Source organism: Streptomyces huiliensis (genome assembly GCF_020037025.1).
Taxonomy (GTDB): Bacteria; Actinomycetota; Actinomycetes; order Streptomycetales; family Streptomycetaceae; genus Streptomyces; species Streptomyces huiliensis.
On the sequence record NZ_JAIQLH010000121.1, the window covers coordinates 1 to 20,183 of the forward strand.

A 20,183-nucleotide genomic window follows, 5' to 3' on the forward strand; every position below is an offset into this window, starting at 1 on the left:
CGCGGCGGCCCGCGCCGCCGGTACGGCGACGGCGGCCGACAGGGCGGCGGCCACCACCGTGCGCCGTCCGGGGCCCGTGGGGCGCCGCCTGCTGGTCTCGTACGTCGGCACGTGCTCTCCCTCCTCGCCCGCCGCGGGTCGGCGGGACGCGCGCGGCATCGGCTGTACCGGCCGCACGGGTCCATTCTGGCCGGATGCCGCGCGCCGAACGGACTTCGGTCAGATGACTGTTGACGCCCCGAAGCGAACCATTTGAAGATGCAATGACCAAGGGGCGCCCGGCCGCGGACGGAAGGTCCGCGGCGGCGCCGCGAACGTGCCCGCAACCCGAAACGGAGTGCATCCATGCCCCTGTCACGGAAGAAGCTGCTGACCGGTGGCGCCGCCGCCCTCTCCGGCGCCGCGCTGCTGCTGGGCGCGGGCCTCGCCCAGCCGGCCGCGGCCGTCGACTTCCCGAACGCCCCGGTGGCGTACTTCGCCGCCGGCAAGGACCTGACCGGCAGACAGGCCCCGGTCGACATCACGGATACAACGTGCCGCAACCTCGCCGAACCGGCGCTGTCGGCGGTCAACCTCACCGTCGCCGACATCCAGGTGTACTTCGACCGTGACTGCCGCACCGGCCGCCCCGGGCACCCGAGCGACCTCTCCTACGCGCTCGGCAGCCTGCACTGGGCCAACTTCCCGTACCCGGCGCTCAGTTACCGGGTCGTCCGGCACTGACCGGACCGCCGGGAACCACGCGGGCGCGGCGCGGGCATCCGACGGCCCGCCGGACCGTCCGCGGCGCGTCCCGTGCCCGTCCCTGCGTCGCGGGCGCCCGCGAGGCACACTCCGCCGCCCGGCGGGCGCCGCACGCCCGGGGCCGCGGCCCCTCACCAGGCTCAGGCCGCCGCCGGCAGCGGCTGCTCCGCCCAGATCGTCTTTCCCCCGGCGGTGAACCGGGTGCCCCACCGCCGGCAGAGCTGGGCGACCAGCAGCAGCCCCCGGCCGCCCTCGTCGAAGGCCCGGGCCCGGCGCATCCGCGGCGAGGTGCTGCTGCCGTCGGACACCTCGCAGATCAGCGCGCTGTCCCGGATCAGCCGCAGCCGGATGGGCGGCGCGGCGTGCCGGATGGCGTTGGTGACCAGCTCGCTGACGACGAGTTCCGTGGTGAACGCGAGCTCGTCCAGCCCCCACGCGGCCAGCTGGGCGGTGACGCGCTTGCGGGCGTCGGCCACGGACGCCGGGTGGTCCGTCAGCTCCCAGGAGCCCACCCGCTCGGCGTCCAGCGCCCGGGTGCGGGCCAGCAGCAGGGCGACGTCGTCCGCCGGGCGCTCCGGGAGGAGGGTGGCGAGGACGTCGTCGCAGGCGCGCTCCAGCCCGCCGACGGGCCCGGACAGGGTCCGGCGCAGCAGCCGGGCGCCCTCCTCGCCGGATCCGGCGCCGTTCCCCTCGACGAGTCCGTCGGTGTAGAGCGCGATCAGGCTGCCTTCCGGCACCTCCAGCTCCAGCGCCTCGAACGGCAGCCCGCCGACGCCGAGCGGCGGGCCGGCGGGGAGTTCCAGGAAACGGGCGGTGCCGTCGGGCGTCACCAGGACGGGCGGCGGGTGGTCGGCGCTCGCGGCGACGAGGCGGCGGGAGACCGGGTCGTACACCGCGTAGAGGCAGGAGGCGTCCGTCTCCCCCGCCTCGTCGCCGGCGTCGCCGTCCCGCGCCTGGGCCGCGCGGTCCTGGGAGAGCTGGACGACGAGGTCGTCGAGGTGGGTGAGGAGCTCGTCGGGGGGCAGGTCGATGTCGGCCAGGGTGCGGACGGCCGCGCGCAGCCGGCCCATGGTGGCGGACGCCTGGAGCCCGTGCCCGACGACGTCGCCGACGACCAGCGCGACCCGGGCCCCGGACAGCGGGATCACGTCGTACCAGTCGCCGCCGATGCCGGCCTGGGCGGTGGCGGGCAGGTAGCGGGAGGTGACCTCGACGGCCGCGTGGCCGGGCAGCCGCGCGGGCAGCAGGCTGCGCTGGAGGGTCAGGGCGACGGCGCGTTCGCGGGCGTACCGCCGGGCGTTCTCGACGCACACGGCGGCGCGGGCGGTGATCTCCTCGGCGAGCAGCAGGTCGTGGTCGTCGAACGGCTCGGTGTCCGGGTGCCGGACGAACAGGGCCAGCCCGGAGACGGTGTCGTGCGCGGCCAGCGGCACGGTGAGGAGGGAGCCGACGCCGCGGTCGCGGACGGCGGGCGGCAGCGCGGGGGTGTCCTCGGCCCAGGAGCGGACGGCGGGTTCGTCGCCCCGGTGGCGGGCGGCCTTGCCGGTGGCGAGGGCGAGGGCGGGCGGCGAGTGCGGCGGGCAGCGGTAGGTGTCGTTCAGGGGAGCGGGGGCGGGGGTGGACGGGTCCTCGGGGACCGCCCATCGCCGGGCGGTGCGGCGCAGTTCGACGGCCTCGCCGGCGCCGGGCCGGCCGGTCTCCCCGTCGGATCCGGGGCCGTCGGGGAGCAGGTCGACGGCGACGAAGTCGGCGAACCGGCCGACCGTGGACTCGGCGAGCTCCGCGGCGGTGCGGTCCATGTCCAGGGTGGTGCCGATGCGGGCGCCGGCGTCGTTGACGAGGGCGAGCCGCTGCCGGGCGCGGTACTCGGCGGTGACGTCCAGGGCGGCGAGGGAGAGGCCGCGGGTGCGGCCGTCGGCGTCCTTCACCGGGGTGAAGAAGCTGGCCCAGGCGCGTTCGCGGCCGTCGCCCGGGGACACGAAGTAGTTGTCCGCGCGGACCGCCCGGCCGGTGCGCAGGACCTCGTCACCGATGCGGGCGAACTCCTCGAAGGGCGGTACGGGGAGCAGTTCGTCGAGGCGCCGGCCGACGAGTCCGGCGCGGTCGAGGCCGCTCAGCCGGACCATCTCGTCGTTGGCGGTCACCAGCCGGTTGTCCCGGTCGTAGACGGCGATCGCGATGGGGAACTGGGCCAGCGCCCACCGCCCCAGGTCGGCCCCGTCCTCCGGCGGCGGCCCCGGAGCGTCCGGTGCGGCGTTCGTGTCCATGCGGATTCATCCCGTTGCTCGGTGCGGTCCGGCGGTTCTCGCGGTCCGCCGGACCGAGGCCGGACTGAGTGTTCCCGGCGGCCGCGGCGGTTAAGCGTCCGTGCGGGGCGGCCGCCGGTTTCCGGGAATCCCGCTCGGCCGATCGGGCGAGGGCGGTCCGGCGGCGTCCGGCCGGCGTCTTCGTCCCGGCCGGGGCGGGCGCCGCTCACCTCAGACGTGTGCCCGGCCCCCCGCCGCGGGGAGGTCGGCGCAGCAGTGGTGGCACCGGGTGGCGGCCGCGGGCAGATCCTCGGAGAGGCAGGCCGGGCAGGTCCGCAGGGGCCCCGGTTCACCGAAGACGACGACGCCGCGCCGGTTCTGGATGTGCCGGTACGGCAGGACGATGAGGAAGTAGACGACGGCCATGAAGATGAGGAAGTAGACGAGCGCGGAGATGAAGGCGCCGAGGTCGAGGTAGGTGGCCTTGTTCCCGGCCCGGCCGAGCTGCCAGCCGAGGCCCAGCGCGTGGTCGCCCTGCAGGCTGGTGATGATCGGGTTGATCACGGAGTCGGTGAACGCCTTGATGAGGGTGCTCAGCGCCAGCGCGATGATCAGGCCGACGGCGACGACGACGATGTCGCCGCGCATGACGAAGTTCTTGAATCCCTTGAGCATGACCGGTTCCCGAGGTTCGGACATTTCGGACGTGACGCTCCGAACGCTACCTTTTGCCCGCCGAAAACCGGCGGAGCCGCCCGGGGCACCCCCGGGCGGCTCCTCGACGGCCGTCGAAACCGCTGCCGTCCCCCGCGCTACTTGCCGGCGCGGATGGTGAAGGGCAGCCGCTTGTTCGCGAACGACTGGTCGCCGTTGCTCACCGAGAACCCGCTGTCCGCCGTGACCACGTCCTTGGGCGCGGAACCGGCGACGGCCAGCCGCAGCCGGTAGACGGCCTTGGCACCGGAGGCGAGGGCGGTCCGGTTCGGACGCAGCGTGGCGCCCATGCCCGGGTCGCAGCCGCCGGCCGTCAGGGCGACCTTCTCCCAGCCGTGGCCCGGCCGGTACTGCTGGAGGACCAGGTCCTTCGGGGTCAGTGCGTGCCGCTTGCCGGCGCCGTAGGCGAAGTAGTTGACGTTCAGCGCCGGGTAGGCGCGGTTGGTGGTGTTGCGCACGGTGATGGTGAAGGGCTGCGCCGCGCCGCCGCGCGTCAGCTTCGCGCCGCCGCTCGCCCAGCCGGTGACGGCGACCTGCGGCCGGGTGGCGGTCACGGTGCGGGCCGGCGCCCGGAAGGTGTGGCCCCGGCCGTCGGCGACGGACGCGTTCACGGTCAGGGTGCCGGGCCGGTCGAGGTCCTGGAACCGCAGGGCGACGGCGTACGGGTGCTTGGCGCTCGCCTTGGGGGCGGAGACCGGGAAGCTGAACGTCCCGCGGTGCGGCCAGCTGCCGCCGCCGGAACGGCTGTCGAGGTCCACCCAGGCGCGCTTGGCGGGCTCGTAGCGCTGGACCGTCACCGAGTCGGTGCTGAAGCCGCGGCTGCTGACGTCGAGGCGCGCGACGCCCTTGGCGACGGGGGTGCGCAGGGTCAGCCCGGCCTTGGACCACAGGCCGATGGGCGCCTGGGCCGAGGCGACGGAGTAGGAGAGCGCGCCGCTGCCGGCCACGGTGGGCGGCACCTCCGGCACCTGGCCCTGGTCGGCGGCGGGCACCGCCGGTGCGGCGGACGCGCGGAACCCGCCGCAGTCGGGTGCGGCCGGCGCGGTCCGCGCCGCCGGAGCTGCCTCGGCCGACCACCCGGTCCCCGCGAGCACGGCCCCGGCCGCCAGGACCACCGCCGCCTTCCGCACGCCCGACGACCGCCGCTGTGCGACTCTCTCTGTCATCAACTGTCCCCGCATTCGGGTTGTGTCCACCTCTGCACGATTCCGGTTGGGGAGAGGGGGTTCCCCCGCTGAGGGTTCCCTCCGCCGCGTCCGGTACCCACTCGTTCTCTCCCGCGGCCCCGAAGAAGGGGTGAACGCGTGTGGTTCCGGCTTCCGTTCGGGGAACATTAGCGGGCCGCCAGGACCGACGCACCAGCGCCCCGGCCGCTCAGCCCCCGATGTCACCCCGCGACCCCCGCATCACCACCAGGACGACCACCGCGACACCGGCCAGGAGACCCGCCGACACCAGTGCGGCGAGGTGCAGTCCGGCGACGTAGGACTGATTGACGACCCGTCCGATCCGTTCCCCTGCCGCCCCTGCCTCCCCGGCCCGCCCGAGACCGCGCCCGCCGCCGGCCGTCACGGCATGGACCAGGGCCGTCGCGTCGGACCCGCTCCCCGGGGGCAGCCGGTCCCGCAGCACCGCCTCGAAACGCGCCGTCAGCACCGCACCCATGACGGCGACTCCGGCCACCCCGCCCACCTCCCGGGCCATGCCCGCCGTGGCCGAGGCCACCCCGGCCCGCTCCGGCGGAACCGCGCCCAGCACGGCGACGGAGACCGGCGTGAAGACGAGACCGAGGCCGGCACCGAGGACGGCCATGAGCCAACCGAAGTCGGCGAACCGGGCGTCGGTCCCGTACCCGGCGAACGCGGCGAGGGCCACCGCGACCAGAAGAAGCCCCGCGACGAGCGGCGGACGCGGCCCGTGCCGGGCACACAACCGCCCCGCGACGACCGAGACGACGGCGGTCGCCAGCGTGCAGGGCGCCATGGCCCAGCCCGCCTCGGTGGGCGACAGACCGAGGACGTACTGGAAGTGGAGGGTGAGGAACGTCCCGAGGCCGAAGAAGCCGAAACTGACGGCGAATCCGGCCCATACGGCGGGGCCGGCGCCCCGGTCCGCCAGCAGGCGCAGGTCCGCCATCGGCGCCGCGGCCCGCCGCTCGACCGCCGCGAACGCGGCCAGGCCGAGCAGCGCGACGGCGCCGGCACCCGCCACCCGGGCGTCGCCCCAGCCTCGGACGGGCCCCTCGACCAGCGCGTACACCAAGGCGCCGAGCCCGAGCGCCACGGTCGCCTGACCGGCCGGGTCGGCGCGGGCCGCGGAGCGGGGGACGCGGGGCAGCACCCGGAACGCGAGCACCAGGCCGGCGGCCCCGACCGGGACGTTGACCCAGAAGACGCTCGCCCATCCGAAGTGGTCGACCAGGGGGCCGCCCACGACGGGGCCGAGGGCCAGCCCCGAGCCGGAGACCCCGCTCCAGACGCCGATGGCGCGGGCGCGTTCGGCGTCCCCGGTGAAGACGTGCCGCACGATGGCGAGCGAGCCCGGGGTCAGCAGGGCCGCCCCGAGCCCCTGCACCGCCCGCCCCGCGACGAGGGCCCCCAGGCTCCCGGCGAGCGCGCAGAGCGCGGAGCCGCCGGTGAACAGGGCGAGCCCCGCCAGATAGACCGGCTTCCTCCCCCACCGGTCGCCCAGCGCCCCGCCGCCGAGCAGCAGGGCGGCGTACACCAGGGCGTAGCCCTCCACCACCCACTGGAGTCCGGCCGTCCCGGTCCGCAGCTCCGCGCCGATGGCGGGCAGGGCCGTGATGACGACGAGGTTGTCGAGCATGGCCATGAAGAGGCCGGAACAGAGCGTCAGCAGCACGAGCCGAGCGCGGACCGGAGGTGCCGTACCCACACCACTCCCCTAACAGCGTTAGTTGCTTCCCTAACGGCGTTAGTGTCGGCCTAACGGTGTTAGATTGCAAGCCGTCGAGCGGAACCCGTGGGAGGGCGAGGACCATGGCAGCGCGCCGGACGGCCGGAAACACCACGCTGACCAGGGAGGACCTGGCGGACGCCGCACTGCGGCTGCTGGAGCGCGAGGGCCCCAAGGGGCTGACGATGCGGAAGGTGGCCGCCGACGTCGGCGTCCAGGCGGCCTCCCTCTACTGGCACGTCCAGAACAAGGAGGAGCTGCTCGACCTCGCGGCCGACGCCCTCTGGGAGGGCTACGTCCCGTTGCCGCCCGACCTCGTCGCCGCGCCCGCCGAGTGGCGCCACTGCGTCGCCACCGCCGCCCGCCGGCTGCGGGCGCACCTGCTGGCGCACGCGTCCGCCGTGCGGGTGCTCGCCGGGCGGTTCGCGCCCGGGGGGCGGGCGCTCGGGCCGTTGGAGGAGACGTTCGGGATGCTGCGCCGGCTCGGCTTCGGGCCGGCGGACACGGCGATGGGCGCCTACACGGTCATGATCTGGGTGCAGGGGTTCGTGCTGCACGAGGCCGTGCCCATGTCGGCCGCCGAGGAGCGGGGGGCGACGGCCGCCGAGGCCGTCGAGGAGACGCGGGAGCGGCTGGCCGGGTTGTCCGTCGAGCGGTATCCGCACCTCGTCGCGCTCGCCGGAGAGCTCACCGGGCCGGACATGGACAGCCGCTTCGAGTTCGGGCTGGCCCGGCTGCTGGACGGCCTGGGTGGACTGCGGGAGGCCGGGCCGGAGTCGTAAGGGGCAGGCCCGCGGGTTGGGAGGGGTGGGGCGGTTGTGGTGTGCTGTGGCGTTCCGTTTGCTCGATCCCGTTCGCCAGGAGGCGCCCCAGCATGGCCCGGATACCGATAGCCAAGGCACCGTCCGGGGGGCGGTGCCCCACGGAGGCGGCGGCGGGCCGGCCCCCCGAGGGGCGCGGGCCGGGACGCCTGCCCGCCGCGCCGGCCGCCGTCGTCCGGTTCCTGCGGCTCGACCGGCTCGACGCCGGGGACCGGGCCGCGCTCGGGTTCTACGCCCTGACCAGGGTCGCCGTCCTGATCACCGGGTACTGCGCGGCCTGGCTGTTCGCCGGCGACCCCGAGGGGCGGGAGGCGCCCTCGTTCCTGTCGCTGTGGGCCCGCTGGGACTGGGACTTCTTCCGGCGCATCGCCGAGCACGGCTACTTCGCCGAACCCGGCGCCCCCGGCTCGGCGCACCCGGACAACCGGGAGGCGTTCTTCCCCGGCCTGCCGATGGCCCTGCGGGCCGTGCACACCGTGGTGCCCAGCTGGCCGCTGGCCGGGCTGCTGATCTCCTTCGCCGCCGGCGCGGTGGCCGCCGTGGCCCTCTCCCGGATCGCGCGGCTGCACCTCCCGGCGGAGGCCGGGGAGCGGGCGGGCCCGCGGGCGGCGCTGTTCCTGCTGGTGTCGCCGTGCGCGGTGTTCCTGGCCGTCGGCTACACGGAGGCCCTGTTCCTCGCCTTCGCCCTGCCGGCCTGGCTGGCCGCCCAGCGGAACCGCTGGGCGCTCGCCGCCGTGCTGGGCGCCCTGGCCACGACCGTCCGCGTCAGCGGCCTGTTCCTCGCGGCGGCCCTCGTCGTCCGGTTCCTGGTGGCCGCGCGGGAGCACGGGCGGGAGCACGGACGGGAGCACCGGCGGTGGCGCTCGGCCGGCTGGCTGGCGTTCCCCGCCCTGCCCGCCCTGGCCTACAGCTGGTACCTCCAGGCCCACACCGGCGACTGGATGGCCTGGAAGCACGCGCAGGAGCGCGGCTGGTACCGGCAGTTCCACACGCCGTGGGAGTCCTGGCTGCACACCTGGGACGGCGCCTTCTCGCACGCCCACCCCACGAGCTACGCCGCGATGTTCCAGGCGGAGCTGCTCGCCATGGTGGTCGGGGTGCTGCTGCTGGCCTGGCTGGTGGGGCGGCGGCAGTGGCCGGAGGCGGTGTACGTCGGGCTGAGCCTGTGGGCGCTGGGCACCTCGTACTGGTACATGTCCGTCCCCCGGGCCACCCTGCTGTGGTGGCCGCTCTGGGTCACGCTCGCGGTGGCGAGCGTCCGCCGGCCGTGGGTCCGCGCCGCCTACCTGACGGTGGCGGCCCCCTTGGCGACCGTCCTCACCCTGGTCTTCGCCTCCGGCAAGTGGGCCGGCTGACCCGACGCAGACCGGCCCGTCAGTGCTCGCCGGCCACGGCGTCGCGCCCCTCGGCGGGCGCCGCCGTGCCGCCGGCCGCCTCCAGCGTCCAGCTCGCCAGCAGCCGCAGCGACTCGGCGGACGCCGACCCCGGCTCCGCGTGGTACGTCACCAGGCGCTGGTCCTGGTCCACGGGCAGCACCAGCGTCTCGCAGGCCAGGGTCAGCGGGCCGACGACGGGGTGGCGCAGCTCCTTGATCCCGAAGCACTTGTCGCGGACGTCGTGCGCGGCCCACAGCCCCCGGAACTCCGGGCTCTTCATGGACAGCTCCCCGATCAACGAGGCCAGGGCGGGGTCGTCGGGGTAGCAGCCGGCGTGCGTGCGCAGCAACGCGACGATGTCGGCCGCCTTGCCGTCCCAGTCGGCGTAGAGCTCCCGGGTCGCCGGGTCGAGGAAGACCATCCAGGCCATGTTGCGCCGCCGCGGGGGCAGGGCGGCGAAGTCGCCGAGCAGCGCGGTGTTCATCCGGTTCCAGGCGAGGATGTCCAGCCGCCGGCCGAGCACGTGCGCCGGCACGTTCTCCATCGAGTCCAGCAGGTCCTGCACGGCGGGCCGGACGCGCTGCGGCCGGTCGGCCGGGCGGCGCGGCCGGTTGCCGGGGCGGGCCAGCTTGTGCAGGTGGTGCCGTTCGGCCGCGTCCAGCCGGAGCGCGTCGGCGACGGCGTCCAGCACCGACGCCGACACGTTCTGCCCCCGGCCCTGTTCGAGCCGGGTGTAGTACGCGACGCTCACCCCCGCGACCTGGGCCAGCTCCTCGCGCCGCAGCCCGGGCACGCGCCGCCGCCCGCCGAAGGGCGTCAGCCCGACGTCCTCGGGTCGCAGCCGGGCCCGTCGGGAGCGGAGAAATTCGCTGATCTCTGTCACTTTGGTCGCCACCCGTCCACCCTAGCCAGAGCCAGGGGTTTACGGAGGGTAGTCACCGGCGTTCACCTTGTGCGGATCCCGTGGAGAGGCCCCGGCGTGTTTCGGCCATGCAGCACCCTGATGCCGACGGTCCGCGAACCCGGGGAGGGCGGCGGGGTGGAGATCAGGTCGTACCTACGACGCCTGCGTCCATGGCAGACGCTCGCCGCCGCGGTCGTCACCGCGGTCCTGGCCCTGATCGGGACCCTCATCGACTCCTCCCCCGGCGGTGGTCCCGCGGAACCGCGGGCCGACGCGTCACCCGTGGTCCGCGAGAGCACTCCGGCGCTCTCTCTCGGCATCGTCTCGGTCACCGAGCGGACGGTCGGCCCCGACACCCGCGAGGTCGAGTTCGTCGGGCGCGTGTCCGGGCTGCCGGAGCACTGGAACGTGTACGTGCTGGTGGAGAACCCCGACCCCGATCTTCCCCGGCCGGCCGGCCCCGGCTCCTCCCCCGGCCCGACGGCCCGCCCGGCCGGCGGGGGCTGGCTCGTCTCCCCTTCGGCCGCCGTGGACAAGGCGGGCCGCTGGACGGTCCGCTGGCGGGTCGCGGGGCTCCCCGCAGAGGTCACCTGGCGGGCGGTCGTGTTCGACAACGGGTGCGATCGCGGGGGACGGTGCTCCGCCGCGCCCGCGCCCCCGCGCTCTTCCTCGCACCCTCTCGCGGACGTGGGCCCCGCGGCCCAGGGCGTCCGGGCCACGGCCACCTACCGGTAGCCCCCGCCCAAGGTGGTCCTGCCAGTGGTAGGCACCGCGAACCTACGTTGAACGGGGCCCTGGCTGGCCGCCCGGCCGGCTCGCATGATCGAGGGCATGAACAGCATGACCGTCGCCGCGTACGCCGCACCGGCCCCCAAGGCCCCGCTCGTCAAGACCACCATCAACCGCCGCGCCCTGGGCGCGCACGACATCCTCATCGACATCAAGTACGCGGGCATCTGCCACTCCGACATCCACACCGTCCAGGGCGACTGGGGCGACCGCGTCTACCCGATCGTCCCCGGCCACGAGATCGCCGGCGTCGTCGCCGCGGTCGGCGCCGAGGTCACCCGGTACGCCGTCGGCGACCGCGTCGGCGTGGGCTGCTTCGTGGACTCCTGCCGCACCTGCGAGAACTGCCGGGCCGGGCTCCAGCAGTACTGCACCGGCGAGACGGGCATGATCGGCACCTACGCCGCCACCGGCCGGGACGGCGAGCAGACGCAGGGCGGCTACTCGACCCACGTCGTCGTGGACGAGGAGTACGTCCTCCGGATCCCCGACGCCATCCCGCTGGACACCGCCGCCCCGCTGCTCTGCGCCGGCGTGACCCTCTACTCCCCGCTCGCCCACTGGCAGGCAGGCCCCGGCAAGAAGGTCGCGATCGTCGGTCTGGGCGGCCTCGGCCACCTCGGGGTGCGGATCGCGGACGCGATGGGCGCCGAGGTCACCGTCCTCAGCCAGTCGCTGCGCAAGAAGGAGGACGGCCTGCGGCTGGGCGCGGACCACTACCGGGCCACCTCCGACCCGGCGACCTTCGAGGAGCTGGCCGGCACCTTCGACCTGATCGTCAACACCGTCTCGGCCGACCTGGACCTGGACGCCTACCTGGGCCTGCTGCGGCCGGGCGGCACCATGGTCCAGCTCGGCGGTCCCGAGAAGCCGCTCGCCGTCTCGCCGTTCGCCCTGATCACGCACCGCAAGTCGCTCGCCGGCTCGATGATCGGCGGCATCCCCGAGACCCAGGAGACGCTGGACTTCTGCGCCGAGCACGGCATCGCCGCCGAGGTCGAGGTGATCGAGGCCGCGCGCGTCAACGAGGCGTACGAGCGGGTGCTGGCCGGTGACGTCCGCTTCCGGTTCGTCATCGACACGGCCACCATCTGACGGCCACCGCGCACCGCGCCGAGTGGCCCCCGGAAGGACACCCGGGGGCCACTCGGCGCACGGAACGGTCAGGGCAGCTGCGCCCCCGTGTCCCGCAGGGCGCTGGTGACCGGCTGGAAGAACGTCTCGCCGCCGGACGAGCAGTTGCCGCTGCCGCCGGAGGTGATGCCGAGGGCGGAGGTCCCGGCGAAGAGGGCGCCGCCGCTGTCGCCGGGCTCGGCGCAGACGGTGGTGTCGATCAGCCCGGTGACCGTGCCCTCCGCGTAGTTCACGGTGGCGTTCAGGCCGGTGACCTGACCGCCGTGCAGCCGCGTGGTGCTGCCGCTGCGCTGCACCCGCTGGCCCACGGTGGCCTCGGCGGCGGCGGTGATGGTCTGCTGCCCGCCGTTGTAGAGGTTGACCGCGCTCGGGTGGGCGATGTTCGCGGTGTACTGGACGAGGGCGTAGTCGCGGCGCGGGAAGACGGACTTCACCACCCGGCCGATGGCGGCGCCGCCCTGCCGGTCGGACCAGGTGGACGAGATGTTGCCGCAGTGGCCCGCGGTGAGGAAGTGCGGCTGTCCGTTCTTGGTGACGTTGAAGCCCAGCGAGCAGCGGGCCCGCGAGGCGTAGATGGCGTCGCCGCCGGCGAGGGTCGGCCGGAAGGCGCCGGGGACCCGCCGGAGGGTCGCGGTGTCGCCGAGGGAGGCGACGGTCTTTTCGAGGCGCGCCAGCCGTTCGCCGCGCACGGTGCTGTCGGCCTTGACGACGACCCGGTCGGTGCGCGGGTCGACCGACCAGGCCGTGCCGGGGATGCGGGCCTGGTCGTCCAGGGTTCTCACGGCCGCGGCGAGCTGCCCGGCCGAGCGGGCGACCGTACGCGGTTCGGCGCCGGACGCCCGTACCGCCGCGGCGGTCCTGGCGTCGACGACGTTGACGACCAGTTTCCGGGCGGCGGCGTCGTAGTAGGCGCCGGCGGTGCGGTCGCCGAGGTCGTGGGTGATCCGCTCGGCGAGGGCGCCCGCCTGGGCGTCCGTCAGCGGGGTGGGGTCCGGCGGGGGTGCCGCGCCCGCGCCCTGGGCGCCGAGGGCGGTGGCGGTCATGACCGCCGCAGCGGTCGCGGCGAGGGCGGCGCGGCGCGCGCGTGTCCGTCGTGTGGTCAACTCGACCTCCTGTGAGGGGGGTGTGCCCGCCGTGGCGGCGGGCCCGGAGGCAGGTGAAGGCGTGGAGCGACGGCGGCGTCCCACCGGGGCCCGGTCGTCGCGTCCATGCCAAACGTGAGCCGAGTATCGGACCGCCGCCGTCCGCCTACAAGGTACGGCGTTCACCGACACCCCTGGGACGCAAGGGGTTTCGGTCACCCCCGACCCCTCCCCTCGGCCGCCCCACGGCCCGGCGCCCGGCCCCCCGTACCGCACCCGCACCCACCCTTCACGGAGGTCACACCCCACACCCCGAGCGGGCACCCGCCACCGGCACAGACCACGGGCACGTACCTGGCCTCCGCACACAACGGCCGTAAATCACCGCCCCTCGCCCGTACCCCCCGGAACCTCCAACTGCCCTGACCCCGCGCAACCGTTCGAGGCCCGTCGGCCTCTTCTTGGAGGGCGCGGCACCGCCGTACCCCGGGACGACGGCCGCACGGGAACCGAGGGACGCATGGGCGCGACGGGCAGGCGAACGACCGGGCCGACGAGGCCGGAGGCGCCGCCGGCGCGCCGCGCCGAACTGCTGCTGCTTGCCTTCGCGGTGCTCCTGACCCTGTCCGGCCACGCCTGCGTGGGGCTCGCCACCGCGGACCGCCTGCCGGACGACCTGCTCCCCTACGCGGCCGGGCTGTCGGCCGCCGCCGGGGCCGGGCACCTGGTGGTCCGCCGGTTCGCGCCGTACGCCGATCCGCTGATCCTGCCGCTGGCGGTGGCCCTGAGCGGGCTGGGGCTGGTCCTGCTGCGGCGCCTCGACCTCGCGTACGCCATCCGGTTCCACGCCGCCCCGACCGAGGGGAACCAGCGGCTGTGGAGCGTGATCGGCCTCGCCGTGTGCGTGGCCGTGCCCGCGCTGCTCAAGGACCACCGCCATCTGCGGCGGTACACCTACGTGCTGGTGTTCGGCGCGCTGGTGCTGCTGATGGCCCCGGCCTTCTTCGGCGCGGACACCTACGGCGCCAAGCGCTGGATCCGGCTGGGCGCGCTCTCCTTCCAGCCGGGCGAGTTCGTCAAGATCGGCATCGCCGTCTTCTTCGCCGGTTACCTGACCCAGCACAAGGACGCCCTGGCCCTGACCGGCCGCCGCGTCCTGGGCTTCCCGCTGCCCCGGGGCCGCCAGTTCGGGCCGATCGCCGCCGTGTGGCTGCTGAGCCTGCTGGTCCTCGTCTTCGAACGGGACCTGGGCACTTCACTGATCTTCTTCGGGCTGTTCGTGATCATGCTGTACGCGGCCACCGAGCGCGGCGGCTGGGTGGTGTCCGGCCTGCTGATGTTCGCCGCGGGCGCCGCGGTGGTCGGCAGCCTCGAACCGCACGTGAAGGGGCGCGTCTCCGCCTGGCTGCACCCGATGTCCTACTGGGACACGCCGCGCCCGCCCGGCATCGTCTCCGACCAGTCCGCCCAGGCCTTGTTCGGCTTCGGCAGCGGCGGCGTCCTGGGCACCGGGCTCGGTGGGGGCCACCCCGACCTCATCGGCTTCGCCGGCCGCAGCGACTTCATCCTCACCACGGTCGGCGAGGAGTTGGGCCTCGCCGGCCTGATGGCCGTGCTCCTGCTCTACGCCCTCCTCGTCGAGCGCGGCTTCCGTACGGCCCTCGGCGCCCGCGACGCGTTCGGCACCCTCCTCGCCACCGGGCTGACGGGCGCCCTCGCGCTCCAGGTGTTCGTGGTCGGCGGCGGGGTCACCGGGCTGATCCCGCTCACCGGCAAGGCCCTGCCGTTCCTCGCCGCCGGCGGCTCCTCCCAGGTCGCCACCTGGGTGCTCGTCGGCATCCTGCTCAAGATCAGCGACGCGGCCCGCCGGCCGGACCCGGACCCGGCGGCGGCCGGGGTGGACGAGCAGGAGACGCGCCTGATCCGCCGCTGACGCCAACTCCCTTTGTCGCGCGCCCTCTTGCTTCCGCACGCCCTCTTGCCACGTTGTTCAACAATCCCTATCGTCGGACACCGCACCGCCCCTCCACACCCGGCGAGGTGCCCATGCGCACGCCCCCGCACGCCACCACCCCCGCCGCGGCCCGGGCCGCGTTCCGCTCCGGCCGCGCCGAGCCCACCGCGGGCTGGGCGGACGGCCACACGCAGGCCAACCTGATCGCCGTCCCGGCGGACTGGGCCTACGACGTGCTCCTGTTCGCCCAGCGCAACCCGCGGCCCTGCCCGGTCCTCGACGTCACCGGGCCCGGCGGCGTCACCACCCCGCTCGCCCCGGGGCGCCGACCTGCGGACCGACCTGCCCAGGTACCGCGTCTGGCGCGACGGCCGGCCGGTGGCCGAGCCCACCGACGTCACCGACGTCTGGCGGGACGACCTCGTCGCGTTCCTCATCGGGTGCAGCTTCACCTTCGAGGGCGCCCTGCGCGCGGCGGGCGTACCGCTGCGCCACGTCGAGCAGGGCCGCAACGTGGCCATGTACGTGACGGGCCGTCAGTGCCGCCCGGCCGGCCGGCTCCGCGGGCCGCTCGTGGTGTCCATGCGCCCGGTCCCCGCCGGCCTGGTCGCCACCGCGCACCGGCTGACCGCCCTGATGCCCGCCGTGCACGGCGCGCCCGTGCACGCGGGCGACCCGGCCGAGCTCGGGATCGCCGACCTGGCGCGGCCGGACTTCGGCGACCCGTGCCCCCCACGAGGGGGACGTGCCCGTCTTCTGGGCCTGCGGCGTCACCCCGCAGGCCGCCCTGACGGCCTCCGCGCCGCCCTTCGCGATCACGCACGCGCCCGGGCACATGCTCGTCACGGACGTCCGGGACGAGGCGTACCGAATCCTGTGACCGCGGCCGCCCGTCAGGAGGCGAGCAGCGGCCCCGGGTCGCGGGCGAGCGCCAGGGCCAGCGCGCGGAAGATCGCGACCTCGGGGTCGGGGTCGCCCGCCCGGACGGCGAGGTGGCTGCTCTCCCACGGCGCGTCGAGCACCGGTACGTAGACGGCCCCCGGCCAGGCGTAGTACCGCGAGAAGGACCGCAGTCCGCTGCCGGCGGCCCGGCCGGTGACCACGCCGGTGACCACGTCGTGCGGGGTGAGCGCCGTCATCCCGCCGCGCCGCGCGGCCTCGCCGCCGAAGTAGAGGTAGTCGGCGAAGACGCGCGGGGTGTGGTCGGGCAGCCGGGGGAAGGGCAGCTCGGCGATGTCGGCCAGGCCCACTCCGGTGTCCCGGGCGTCGGCCAGCGGCGAGCTCTCCGGCACGGCCACGATGCGCTGCTCGGTGGTCAGCACGTCGCTGCCGATCCGTTCGTCGTCCGGGGCCGGCCGGACGAACGCCACGTCCACCCGGCCGCCGGCCAGCGCGCTGACGTGCTCGGTGTAGTCCAGCTGGAAGGTCTCGACGGGAACCTCGGGGCGGGCCCGCCGGTAGGCGTTGATCGCGGCCGGGGTGAGCTCGGCGGAGCCGTGTCCCATGATCCCCACCCGCAGCGGGCGCGCGGCCGGACGCCGCCCGGCGGCCTCCGCCGCGTCCCGTACGTCCCGGAGCGCGGCGTCCGCGAGGGCGAGCAGGGTCCGGGCGTGCGCCGCCAGCCGCTCGCCGGCCGGGGTGAGGGCGACCGGGGAGCGGTGCAGCAGCCGGGTGCCGAGGTCGGCCTCCAGCCGCCGGACGTGCTGGGTGACGGCGGGCGGGGACAGGAAGAGGCGCGCGGCGGCCCGCCCGAAGTGTCCTTCCTCCGCCACGGCCAGGAAGGACGACAGCAGACGGAGATCCATGCCCGCCAGCGTACGCGCGCCGGCGCCGTGCCCGGACCGGCGTTCACGATTCGTGAACGCGTACGGCGCGGGCCGGCCGCGGGACCGTACAACTGCCGCCATGAGCACCACCACGACCCCGTACGCCCCGGCCGCCGCGCCGCCGTCCCGCCCCCGCCACGGTCTGCGGGCGGGGTGGATGATGACGGCCTCGGGCTGGAGCGCCAACCAGTTCTCCTCCCTCCTCGGCGCCTACCGCTCGGAGCTCGGCCTCACCGAGTCCGCCGCCACCGGCCTGCTCGCCGTCTACGTCCTCGGGCTGGTCCCGGGGCTGCTGGCGGGCGGGCCGCTGGCCGACCGGCTGGGCCGCCGGCCGGTCGCGCTGGCCGCGCTGGCCGTCAACCTGGCGTCGACCGGCGTGCTGATGGCGGGGGCGGCCGCCACCTGGTGGCTGCTGCCCGGGCGGCTGCTCACCGGGCTCGGCGCGGGCGCCCTGCTGGCCGCGGGCAGCGCGTGGGTGAAGGAGCTGTCCGCGCCGCCGTTCGCCGCCGAGGCCGGCCCGGGCGCCGCGGCCCGCCGGTCCGGGCTGTTCGTCTCGGCGGGCTTCGCCTCCGGCGGCCTGGCGTCGGCGCTGATCGCCCAGTGGGCGCCGCACCCGATGGTGACGGCGTACGTGCCGCACCTGCTGCTGGCCTCGGCCGCGTGGCTGCTCGCGTGGCGGGCGCCGGAGACCCGGCGGGTACGCGCCGCGGGCCCGCCGGTCCCGTTCGCGGCGCCCGCCCGGCGGCGCTTCCGGCGGGTCGTCCTGCCGCTCGCCCCCTGGGTCTTCGCCGCCCCGACGATCGGTTTCGTCACGCTGCCCGGCCTGGTGACCGGGGTGTCGGGCTGGCACACGGTCTACGCGGGGGTGGCGACGGCGGTCGTCCCGGCGGCCGGGCTCCTGGTCCAGCAGCCGGCCCGGCTCCTGGCCGCGCGGCACCGGTCGGCCACGGCCGTGGCCGGTCTCACGGCGGTCGCCGCGGGCCTCGCCTTGGCCGTACCGGCCGCCGCCTCCGGGCACGCGGTCCTCTGCCTGGTCGCGGCGGCGGTCCTCGGCGCCGGCTACGGCCTGTGCCTGACCTTCGGGCTCACCGAGGTCGCGGCCTTGGCCCCGCCGGACCGGCTGGCCCGGCTCACCTCCCGCTTCTGGACGGCCGCCTACCTCGGCATGGCCGCCCCCTACACCGTCACCCTGCTGTCCGGTACCTTCGGCACCCCGGTTCTGCTCGGCGCCGGCTCGGTCCTCGCGGCGCTGACCTGCGGGGCGGTGGCTGCGGCCGGCCGACGGCCGTGACCCCGGCGCCTCAGGAGCAGCTGCTGCCGCCGCCGCAGCTCGACGACGAACTGCTGCTGCAACTCGACGACGAGGACGAGCAACCGCTCGACGAGCAGCTCGACCCGGAGTCGGACGAGCAGACGAACCCGCCGGTGTGCCCCGCCGAGCCGCCGAAGTCGCGGGTGGTGCCGCTGTCGCAGGAGGCGCCGACGACGAACACCGCGCCGCAGGCGTACGAGGAGGAGGGGGACGAGGAGGACGATGCCGTCCCGGAGTCGGTGGAGCTCTCCCGGACGCGGCCGTTCCGCCGCCGCCGGGAGGACACCGGCTCCCGCTCGGCCACCGCCTCGAACTCCCGGCGCAGCCCGCCCTCGGGCAGCGCGCCGGTCCCGCCGACGGCGACCACGCCCGCGGCGCCCTCCGGGTGACGGGCCGGGTCGGCCTCGTTCCAGGGAGCCGCCTGGATCCGCTCCCGCGCCGCCCGGCGTCCTTCCTTGGTGAAGGGCATCAGCGTCTTCTCCGGCCGGCACGCGAACCGCGCCACGGTACCCAGCACCACCAGGATGAGGGCCGCCACCGAGGCGGGCCGGGCCAGCGCGAAGGCGAGGACGGCCGTGAGCGGCAGCCCGGGCAGCTGGACCCACATCGCCCGGGGCCACCAGCTTCGGACGTCCGGCCGCAGCAGCACTCCCCTTTCGACCAGCGACCGGTGCAGGTCCGCCACCGCCGGGTCCTCGCGCAGGTCGCGGCGGAGCCGCCACAGCGAACGCGTCCAGTCGTTGCCGCAGTGCCGCAGGACCGCGCGTTCCATGGTGTCCCGCGAGGCGGGGCTGACGACCGTGACCCGGCCGCCGTCCACGGTGACGCGCCCGTCCTGGTGCATGGCGGTGATCACGGTGTCGGCGACGCGGCCCGCGCCGCCCGTGAGATAGGCCAGGTCGAACCGGTCGAGCCCGGCCCCGGGCGTGAGGTCACCCTGGCCCAGGTACCACAGCCGCAGCAGCCAGACCGTGGGGGCGACGACGGTCAGCACGGTCACCAGCAGCAGAAGGATCATCGGTCGCCGCCTTTCGTACGCGAGCGGGTCAGGGCCGTCGTGAGCCGGCGCAGCGGCCCGGGCCGGGTGGTCTCCTCCGTCGCGGCCGCCCACTCCGTCAGCCGGCGGGCCGGCTCGCCGGAGACCGCGGCGGTGCGCAGCAGATGGCGGGCGAAGTCCCGGGCGTCCGCGCGGTATCCGTGTTCCATGGGCCGGCCGGCGGCGTAGGCGAGGAACAGCGGCCGGTACCGGCCGCCGAGGATGCCCGTGAGTTCCGGCGCGGTCTTGGCGACGACGCGGAGGCGCTTGGCCAGCAGGACGTCGCGCTGCACCGCCAGCCGGTCCGGGTCGAAGCCGGGCGGCGGCGGGGTGCCCTCGACGAGGGCGGAGAGCAGGTCGTGCTGGGCGCGGGCGAGCCGCCGACGGGCGGCGTCGAGGTCATCCGGCACGGCAGGCCGTCCGGGCGGTCACGGCGCGGACGGCGTCGAGTTCGGCGGCCAGGCCGTCCGCCGAGGGGAAGTCGTCGTCCCGTTCCAGCAGCACGCCGGGCGGGGTGACGCGGGAGCACAGGTCGGCGAGGACCTCGAGAACGGGCGGGCCGACGGGGTGGGCGTGGGTGTCGTGCCACACGCCGTCGCGTTCGTGGCCGCCGGCCACGTGGACATAGGCGATGGCCTCCACCGGCAGCTCGTCGAGCGCGCGGGCGGGGTCCTCGCCGCGGTTGACGTGGTTGGTGTGCAGGTTGGCGACGTCGACGAGGAGCCGGACCCCGGTCCGCTCGACGAGCTCGGCGAGGAACGCGCCCTCGGTGAACTCCTCGTCGGGCCAGGACAGATAACCGGCGATGTTCTCCAGCGCGAGCGGGACCGGCAGGGCCTCCTGGGCCAGCCGGACGTTGGCGCAGAGGACGTCGAGGGCGTCGCGGGTGCGCGGGACGGGCAGCAGGTGCCCGGCCTCCAGGCGGTGCGACGGGAGGAGCCCGCCGCCGGAGCGCACGAAGGCGATGTGCTCGCTCACCAGCGGCGAGCCGAGGGCCTCCGCGAGGTCGGCGAGGGCGGCGAGCCGGGCGAGGTCGGGCCGCTCGGCGCCGCCCAGGCCGAGCGAGACGCCGTGCGGTACGACCGGCAGGCCGCGGGTGCGCAGCCGGCGCAGCGGCTCGGGCAGGTGGCCGGGGCACAGGTTCTCGGCCACCACCTCGACCCAGTCGACACCCGGCAGCTCCGCGATGTCGTCCGCGATCTCCGGCCGCCAGCCGATCCCCGTCCCCAGCGTCCCCGGAGCCTCCGTGATCCCCGGGCCACCCATGGCCCTTGGGACATCCATGGCCCCCGGGATACCCATGGCTCCCGGGACATCCGTGACCCCCGG

The 20,183-nt window shown here is 75.6% G+C and carries 15 protein-coding genes and 2 pseudogenes; 8 read left to right on the forward strand and 9 right to left on the reverse strand.

Going from position 1 to position 20,183, the window contains the following annotated elements:
• Window positions 1-345: 345 nt before the first annotated feature.
• Window positions 346-723 (forward strand): hypothetical protein, encoded by a 378-nt coding sequence (locus tag JNW98_RS21185; protein WP_223769838.1) that lies wholly within the window; start codon window positions 346-348, stop codon window positions 721-723.
• Between the two features lie 161 nt (window positions 724-884).
• Here JNW98_RS21185 and JNW98_RS21190 read toward each other — a convergent pair whose 3' ends face one another.
• The 4 genes from JNW98_RS21190 to JNW98_RS21205 all read right to left on the reverse strand — a co-directional run bounded on the left by JNW98_RS21190 (window position 885) and on the right by JNW98_RS21205 (window position 6,599).
• The gene (locus JNW98_RS21190; protein ID WP_223769839.1) at window positions 885-3,011 is read right to left on the reverse strand and encodes an ATP-binding SpoIIE family protein phosphatase; all 2,127 of its coding nucleotides are present in this window, start codon (window positions 3,009-3,011) and stop codon (window positions 885-887) included.
• Window positions 3,012-3,221: 210 nt separating this feature from the next.
• Window positions 3,222-3,665 carry a large conductance mechanosensitive channel protein MscL gene (locus JNW98_RS21195; protein WP_223769840.1) on the reverse strand — a complete coding sequence of 148 codons (444 nt, stop codon included), beginning with the start codon at window positions 3,663-3,665 and terminating at the stop codon, window positions 3,222-3,224.
• 137 nt (window positions 3,666-3,802) lie between these two features.
• Window positions 3,803-4,870 (reverse strand): hypothetical protein, encoded by a 1,068-nt coding sequence (locus JNW98_RS21200; protein ID WP_223769841.1) that lies wholly within the window; start codon window positions 4,868-4,870, stop codon window positions 3,803-3,805.
• Window positions 4,871-5,078: 208 nt separating this feature from the next.
• Window positions 5,079-6,599 carry an MFS transporter gene (locus JNW98_RS21205; RefSeq protein WP_223769842.1) on the reverse strand — a complete coding sequence of 507 codons (1,521 nt, stop codon included), beginning with the start codon at window positions 6,597-6,599 and terminating at the stop codon, window positions 5,079-5,081.
• Window positions 6,600-6,703: 104 nt separating this feature from the next.
• On the opposite strand from JNW98_RS21205, the gene JNW98_RS21210 reads away from it, so the two are divergent.
• Both JNW98_RS21210 and JNW98_RS21215 read left to right on the forward strand, forming a co-directional pair.
• On the forward strand, window positions 6,704-7,402 hold the full coding sequence (locus JNW98_RS21210) for a TetR/AcrR family transcriptional regulator (protein WP_223769843.1): 699 nt from the start codon (window positions 6,704-6,706) through the stop codon (window positions 7,400-7,402).
• A gap of 92 nt (window positions 7,403-7,494) precedes the next feature.
• Window positions 7,495-8,796, forward strand: coding sequence for a mannosyltransferase family protein (locus tag JNW98_RS21215; RefSeq protein ID WP_223769844.1), 1,302 nt, complete (start codon window positions 7,495-7,497; stop codon window positions 8,794-8,796).
• A 19-nt stretch (window positions 8,797-8,815) separates the two neighbouring features.
• Here the strand turns inward: JNW98_RS21215 and JNW98_RS21220 are convergent, their stop codons facing one another.
• Window positions 8,816-9,712, reverse strand: a complete 897-nt coding sequence (locus tag JNW98_RS21220; protein ID WP_223769845.1) for a helix-turn-helix transcriptional regulator — start codon at window positions 9,710-9,712, stop codon at window positions 8,816-8,818.
• A gap of 108 nt (window positions 9,713-9,820) precedes the next feature.
• Here JNW98_RS21220 and JNW98_RS21225 point away from each other — a divergent pair, with 108 nt between their 5' ends.
• Window positions 9,821-10,456 carry a hypothetical protein gene (locus JNW98_RS21225; protein WP_223769846.1) on the forward strand — a complete coding sequence of 212 codons (636 nt, stop codon included), beginning with the start codon at window positions 9,821-9,823 and terminating at the stop codon, window positions 10,454-10,456.
• A gap of 96 nt (window positions 10,457-10,552) precedes the next feature.
• On the forward strand, window positions 10,553-11,605 hold the full coding sequence (locus JNW98_RS21230; RefSeq protein ID WP_308015641.1) for an NAD(P)-dependent alcohol dehydrogenase: 1,053 nt from the start codon (window positions 10,553-10,555) through the stop codon (window positions 11,603-11,605).
• 68 nt (window positions 11,606-11,673) lie between these two features.
• Here JNW98_RS21230 and JNW98_RS21235 read toward each other — a convergent pair whose 3' ends face one another.
• A complete protein-coding gene (locus tag JNW98_RS21235) occupies window positions 11,674-12,747 on the reverse strand; it encodes a S1 family peptidase (protein ID WP_223769847.1) in 1,074 nt (357 codons plus the stop codon).
• 499 nt (window positions 12,748-13,246) lie between these two features.
• Here JNW98_RS21235 and JNW98_RS21240 point away from each other — a divergent pair, with 499 nt between their 5' ends.
• Window positions 13,247-14,659 carry an FtsW/RodA/SpoVE family cell cycle protein gene (locus JNW98_RS21240; RefSeq protein WP_223769848.1) on the forward strand — a complete coding sequence of 471 codons (1,413 nt, stop codon included), beginning with the start codon at window positions 13,247-13,249 and terminating at the stop codon, window positions 14,657-14,659.
• A 113-nt stretch (window positions 14,660-14,772) separates the two neighbouring features.
• Window positions 14,773-15,560 (forward strand): annotated as a pseudogene (locus tag JNW98_RS21245) (putative hydro-lyase).
• Window positions 15,561-15,573: 13 nt separating this feature from the next.
• Here JNW98_RS21245 and JNW98_RS21250 read toward each other — a convergent pair.
• Window positions 15,574-16,485: a LysR family transcriptional regulator gene (locus tag JNW98_RS21250; protein ID WP_223769849.1), complete on the reverse strand. Its 912-nt coding sequence runs from the start codon at window positions 16,483-16,485 to the stop codon at window positions 15,574-15,576.
• A gap of 100 nt (window positions 16,486-16,585) precedes the next feature.
• Here JNW98_RS21250 and JNW98_RS21255 point away from each other — a divergent pair, with 100 nt between their 5' ends.
• Entirely contained in the window at window positions 16,586-17,797 is a 1,212-nt protein-coding gene (locus JNW98_RS21255; RefSeq protein ID WP_223769850.1) for an MFS transporter, read from the forward strand.
• Window positions 17,798-17,807: 10 nt separating this feature from the next.
• On the opposite strand, the gene JNW98_RS21260 is transcribed toward JNW98_RS21255, so the two are convergent.
• Both JNW98_RS21260 and JNW98_RS21265 read right to left on the reverse strand, forming a co-directional pair.
• A complete protein-coding gene (locus tag JNW98_RS21260) occupies window positions 17,808-18,836 on the reverse strand; it encodes a TIGR04222 domain-containing membrane protein (RefSeq protein ID WP_223769851.1) in 1,029 nt (342 codons plus the stop codon).
• A pseudogene (locus tag JNW98_RS21265) lies at window positions 18,833-20,120 on the reverse strand (MbnB/TglH/ChrH family RiPP precursor modification enzyme). Before JNW98_RS21265 ends, JNW98_RS21260 begins: the two are co-directional and overlap by 4 nt.
• Between the last annotated feature and the right edge of the window lie 63 nt (window positions 20,121-20,183).